3 protein-coding genes are annotated in these 6,442 nt (G+C 28.9%); 1 reads left to right on the top strand and 2 read right to left on the bottom strand.

All coding sequences use genetic code 11. From position 1 onward, the window contains the following. Positions 1 to 568 precede the first annotated feature (568 nt). Positions 569 to 1,435 (bottom strand): Bro-N domain-containing protein, encoded by an 867-nt coding sequence (locus VJI94_RS04835; RefSeq protein WP_004832572.1) that lies wholly within the window; start codon positions 1,433 to 1,435, stop codon positions 569 to 571. A 55-nt stretch (positions 1,436 to 1,490) separates the two neighbouring features. Continuing rightward, the gene (purD, locus tag VJI94_RS04830; RefSeq protein ID WP_324008540.1) at positions 1,491 to 2,717 is read right to left on the bottom strand and encodes a phosphoribosylamine--glycine ligase; all 1,227 of its coding nucleotides are present in this window, start codon (positions 2,715 to 2,717) and stop codon (positions 1,491 to 1,493) included. A gap of 277 nt (positions 2,718 to 2,994) precedes the next feature. Here purD and VJI94_RS04825 point away from each other — a divergent pair, with 277 nt between their 5' ends. Continuing rightward, positions 2,995 to 6,393 carry an ATP-binding cassette domain-containing protein gene (locus VJI94_RS04825; RefSeq protein WP_324008539.1) on the top strand — a complete coding sequence of 1,133 codons (3,399 nt, stop codon included), beginning with the start codon at positions 2,995 to 2,997 and terminating at the stop codon, positions 6,391 to 6,393. Positions 6,394 to 6,442: the final 49 nt, after the last annotated feature.

The following is a 6,442-nucleotide window of genomic DNA, read 5'->3' as shown; positions in this document are numbered from 1 at the left end:
TTCGTTTAGTAGCTAGACATTAAAGGTAAATAAACTTCATCTTTATAAATATATAAGAAAAAATATAATAGAAAAAAATAAAAAATTATATAATTTTTATTTAAACATAATATAAATAATATAAAAAACAAACTAATTCACGTCATAGTATTGTTAGAAGAAGCACCCCCAAACACGTCATTTCGACCGAAACGGAACGTAGTGAAGTGAAGTGGAGAAATCTCAACTATTGCTTGCTGGCAAGCAATAGTATTTCTGAAAGAAATAAAAAATAATTAGATAAAATTATTATGTAAGTCTCTCAAAGTCCTATTTAGTATGAGAGTTTCATATTTTATGTATCTACGATACATTCACTTATTCTTGTAAACAAGAATAAGTATGAGATCTCTCCGCTATGTTTCGCTTTGCTCCACTCCGGTCGAGATGACGTATAAGGGAGATAACTTCGTTTAGTAGCTAGACATTAGAGGTAAATAACTAAAAATTTTTTCATAATTTTGATAGAAACAAATATAAAAAGCATACTCATTATACTTTTACTTGAGTATGCTTTTAGTTGTTAAGTTTAGTTATCGTTATCTTTGTCTTCTACATTTATATTATTAGTAACATTGTCAATCAATTTTTTAAAATCTAAGGAGTTTTTTGAAGTAATAACAGAATTTCCTGTTTCTTGTTCTATTTCTTTTCTGGCATTACCTGCTATATTTCCACCTCGTCTTGCTACTTTTTTGTTTTCTTCTAATCCGTAAGGATTTGATGAATTTGCTATATCTTTAGTTGCCGTTTCTGCAAGCATATTTAAGATAAGTTCGGTTGAGGACATATTATCTCTCAAATTTTCCTTTTTTAATCCCTTAAATATTTTATATTCTTTAGTTGTCATTCCGCTCCAAGCTTTAGATATTTCATTAGTAAGAATAGCATATTCTCTACTTTCTTTTATTCCGTGGTCTTGCCAAGTATCAGTAAGTTCTTTTCTAACTTGAATAGATTGTAATCTTTGATTAATCCATTCTTTAGAGAAACCTTTTTTAAGATATGTTTCTAAAGCCCTATTGATTGTTAGTTCAGGGTCGATGGTTTCATCAATTCTTTCTTTTCCAACTTCTGCTAGCCACATTTTAAAAGGTTCAGCTTTAGGAGAAGGAATTGATTGAATAATACGGAAAATTCCTTGTATATCAGCAACATCGGTTTTATACATTTTTCCATCTTTGTGAGATTTAAGTTTCAGTGCGTGACAAAATGTCACGACCTCACTTCCTTCAGCGGTTAATCTTTGTTTTAGTTTTCTCCAATATGCTCCAGCATCATTACTATTGGTTAATACTCCTACTATATCAACTACACTAAAATACCATTCTTCTTTTTCATTGTCCCATGCAGAACGTATCTTATTACCGTCAAAAATTTTAATTTCATTATTCATTATGGAGTTCTCCTATTATATTGAATAGACTTATTGTAAGTGTTTCTTCAATTTTTTAAAACTTGCCTACATCTTCTCTGTAGAAGAAAGAATCGTTCTTTAATTTTTCAATATCTCTGTAAGCTAATTCTCTTGCTTTTTCAAAATCTTTTGCCATAGCTGTTACAATTAAATTTCTTCCACCTTTTGCGTAGAGTTCATTATTTTTTTCTTCAACTCCCATAAAGCAGATATTACTTTCTATCGGAACCAGATTAATTTTATCTTGACATTTTTCTTTTGACGGATAACCGTTAGATGCAAGAACTACACCAACACAGACTTCATCATTCCATTTAATTTCAGGTTCTTTATCATCCATTACATCCAGAATATTTTGAACAAAGTCGGACTCTAAACGTGGCAATAACACTTCAGCTTCAGGATCTCCAAGTCTGGCGTTAAAACTTAAAACTTTTATTCCATCTTTTGTTATAACAATTTCTCCATATAAAAATCCTTCAAATCCATAACCGTCTTCATACATTGATTTTGCCATAGGTTTTAAGATTTTATCTACCACTTGTTCAATTTCATTATCCGTAATTTTTGCAACAGGGCTACAAGCTCCCATACCACCTGTATGTTCAGCATCGTCGCTATCAGATGTTCTCTTATAATCCTTAACAATTTGAAGCGGATAAACTTTGCTATTTTTTACTAGTGCAAAGATTGAGAATTCTTTACCTATAATAAATTCTTCAACTAAAATTTTTGAATTTTCATTTTCATCAAAGATTTCATTAACTATATCTGTTGCCATTTTGTTGCTTCTGGCGATAAAAATTCCCATATTTTTTGGAAGAGAATCAATCTTTATAGTAACAGGAAATTTTTCAATTTCTGAAACGAATTTTAGAGCTTGTTCTCTATCAGTAAATACAACATATTTAGTTGTAGGTATCTTTAATTTTTCCATAAGTTGTTTAGTAAAATATCTACTTGATTCTATTCTTGTTGCAGATTTCGTAGGCCCGAAAAGCCTTAAATCATTTTTATTGAACTCATCTTTTATTCCAAGTGCCAATACATCGGCAGGACCTACTATAGTTAAGTCGATATTTTCTTTTATTGCAAAGTCTTTAATTTTTTCAATATCATACATATCTATATCTACTCTTGTAGCACCATCCATTTTACAATTTCCCGGCAAAACGTAGATTTTGTCAACCAATTTACTTTTTTTACAGGCTTTTAGCATAGCATGTTCACGTCCGCCTTTTCCAATAATTAATATTTTCATAAAATCACCTCTTTTTTATTAACTTTAAAATTATATATAAAAATTTTTTGATATTAAAATAAAATACAAGTATAATTTAACAAAGTTAAATTATACTTATTATATCACTAGAACAAAGTTTTTTCAATTTTATTTTTTTACATTAATAAGAAATGATAAATTTTTGAACAAATTTTGAGTCGACAGTTGCTAATTTTATTATATTTATTTAATTTTTTAGTTAAAGGGGTATATTGAATTTAAGTGAAAAAATCTATTTTAGTAAAGGAGGACGAGAATGTTACAGCTTAAGAATATCAGTAAGAGTTATAAAACCGGAGACTTGTTTCAAAAAGCATTAGATAATGTATCTCTCAATTTCAGGGATAGTGAATTTGTAGCTATTCTTGGTCCGAGTGGTAGTGGAAAATCTACTCTGTTAAATATAATAGGTGGATTGGATAAATATGAACAAGGCGAACTTATAATTGATGGAATATCAACTAAAAAATATAAAAATGAAGATTGGGACAGTTATAGAAATCATACAATAGGTTTTGTTTTTCAAAGTTATAATTTAATTTCTCATCAGACTGTTTTAGCCAATGTGGAATTAGCTTTAACTATTTCCGGAATATCTAAGGCTGAAAGAGAACAAAAGGCTATAGATGTACTGGATAAGGTTGGGCTTAAAAATCAAATGCATAAAAAGCCTAATCAGTTATCAGGCGGTCAAATGCAAAGAGTTGCTATAGCAAGAGCTCTTGTAAACAATCCGAGCATTGTACTTGCAGATGAACCTACAGGTGCGCTGGATTCGGAAACAAGTGTTCAAGTAATGGAGTTGCTTAAAGAAGTTGCAAAAGATAGGCTTGTAATAATGGTTACTCATAATCCTAAGTTGGCAAATGAATATTCAACTAGAATTGTTGAATTAAATGACGGGCAAATTGTCTCTGATACCAACCCTTTTATATTGGAAAACGAAAGCAGGGGAGTTCACAAAAATTTTGGGAAGTCTTCAATGTCCTATCTTACAAGCATAGCTTTAAGTTTTAATAACTTAAAAACTAAATTCAAAAGAACTCTTATGGTTGCAATTGCAGGTTCAATCGGAATAATTGGAATAGCTTTAATTTTAGGTTTATCCAATGGTGTAAATCAGTTTATCAAGGATACCGAAGAGGAAACTATGATTTCTTATCCGATAGAGATTGACAGAAGTAGCTTTTCAATGGGTAAAATGTTTGAAAATTCAAGTGAAGAAAATAATGATGGAGATATAACAGAAGTTAAAGCTATTCAAAAAATGCTATCTGCAATTAATAAAAATGATTTATCTTCCTTGAAAGAATATTTTGAAAATGATGGAAAAGCGATCAATAATTATGCTAAGACAATAGAATATAAATATGATATTACGCCTATGATTTATACTTTAAATAATGAAAAATATGTTAAAGTAAATCCAAATGAGGCAATGAAGTCAATGGGTTTGTCATCTAATAATTTTCTTTTTTCAAAAAATTCTATGAATGTATTTTATAAATTGCCTAAGAATGCCGACTTATACAAGGATAAATATACTTTAAAATACGGTTCTTGGCCGAGTAACGAAAATGAAGCGATAGTAATAACTAACTCAAAGGGCGCTCTATCTGATTTTATTTTTTATTCACTGGGTCTTCGTGATAATGATGAACTTTCAAAAATGGTAAAAAAATTTGCAAATAGAGAAAAAACTGATGTAGAAGAAGATAATATATCTTGGAAATACGAAGATATTGTAGGGAGAGAATTTAAAGTTTTAAGTAGTTCACAGCTTTATTCTTATGACTCTAAAAATAAAGTTTATATAGAAAATGCTACTGATAGTCCATTTGTTGAAAATCTTTTGAAAAATAATTCAAAAAAATTAAAAATAGTTGGAATAGCTTCGCCAAATAGTGACGAAAGTTCACTCATTTTGAAAACCGGTATTTGGTATACTGATGACTTAGAAACAAATTTAAGAAAAATATCGAAAGAAAGTGAAGTTGTAAAGGCACAAAAAGAAAGTCCAGATACCAATATTTTGACAAATACTCCGTTTGGAGAAAAAATTAAACAGAATTTAGACTTTGCAAAGTTATTTTCAATAGATCAGAAAAAACTATTTGAAGCTTTTAAAATAGATACTTCTAAATTAAATTTTAATGCAAATTCAATGAAAAATATTGATTTTTCAAAATATTTGAATAGTAATTCGGATAGGGATTTTTTTAAAAATTTAGATATTAAGTTTGATTCGGATAAAATAATTGGATTAATCAGTGATATTCTAAAAGGATATTTAGATTATTCTTCTAAAGATCCGTCGACTAATTACAGAGAATTGTCAAACTCAATAAGTGATTATATGAAAACTGATGATGCAAAAAATATTCTAAAGGAATTTTTTGGAAAGATGATTTCTAAAAATTCTGGTTCTTTAATTACAAATGAAAAGATAACTGATATAATGAAATCCATTATGTCAGGTTATCCTGAATTTGCAAAAAAGAATAACTACACGGATCCTAATAAATCTAGTCAATATTTACTGGAATATTTGAAAACTTCTGAAGCGAGAGCAAAAGTTTCAGCTGAAACTAAAAAACTATTAAATTCTTTGGGAGAAAATTTAAAACTGGATAATAAAGATATATCGGAATTAGCAAAGGCTCTGTCAAATGGATATTTGAAATATGCCAAAGAAAATAATAAGCCCGATCCATCTAAATTAAAAGATTCTTTTAATTCTTATCTTGCAACTGCTGAAGCAAAAAATATGATTTCTTCAGGAGTAAAGGATTTAATAAATGGTAGTTTGCAAGAAAATCAAAACTCTTCACAAAGTTTTATAGAAAATTTGATGAAAAACATATCATCTGCAATAGCCGATAATATTAAAGATGTTCTAACATCTTCTATGAAAAATTTGCCACAGGCAATATCAATAGATCCAAGTAAATTCGGCAATGCCTTTTCTATGAATTTGAAAGAAGAAGAAATAAAATCATTTATTATGGCTATGGCTAATAGTAATGAAAGTTCGTATGAGAATAATATGAAATTATTTAACTATGTGGAAGATAATGATATTTCTAAAATCAGTATTTATCCTAAAGATTTTGAAGCTAAAAAATCAATAATTTCTTTACTGGACAGTTATAATGAGATGAGGAAAAATAATTCCGAAGAAGATAAAATGATAACCTATACGGATTTGGTTGGAGCGATACTTTCTTCCGTAACGACAATTATAAATGTAATTAGTTATGTATTGATTGCTTTCGTATCCATATCTCTCATTGTTTCTTCCATTATGATTGGAGTTATAACTTATATAAGTGTGCTCGAAAGAAAGAAAGAGATTGGAATATTAAGATCAATCGGAGCTTCAAAGAAAAACATATCTCAAGTTTTTAATGCGGAAACCGGAATAATCGGCTTATTTGCAGGATTACTTGGAGTTGGAATAACATATTTATTACTAATACCGATAAATATTGTAATAAGAAAAGTTACTGAAATGCCGAACATAACGGCTTATTTATCCGTTCCACAGGCTATAACCTTAATCTTAATCAGCATGATTTTAACTTTAATAGGCGGATTTATTCCATCAAAGAGTGCTGCAAAACAAAATCCGGTTGAAGCTTTAAGAACAGAATAGTAAATTTAGTATAAAAACTAAGGATAATCTCCTTAGTTTTTTTGTGCTT

Source organism: Parvimonas sp. D9 (genome assembly GCF_035282565.1).
In the GTDB taxonomy this organism is placed as follows: Bacteria; Bacillota; Clostridia; order Tissierellales; family Peptoniphilaceae; genus Parvimonas; species Parvimonas micra.
The sequence above is the reverse complement of the archived record's forward strand: the minus strand, read 5'-3'. Positions and strand labels throughout refer to the sequence as shown.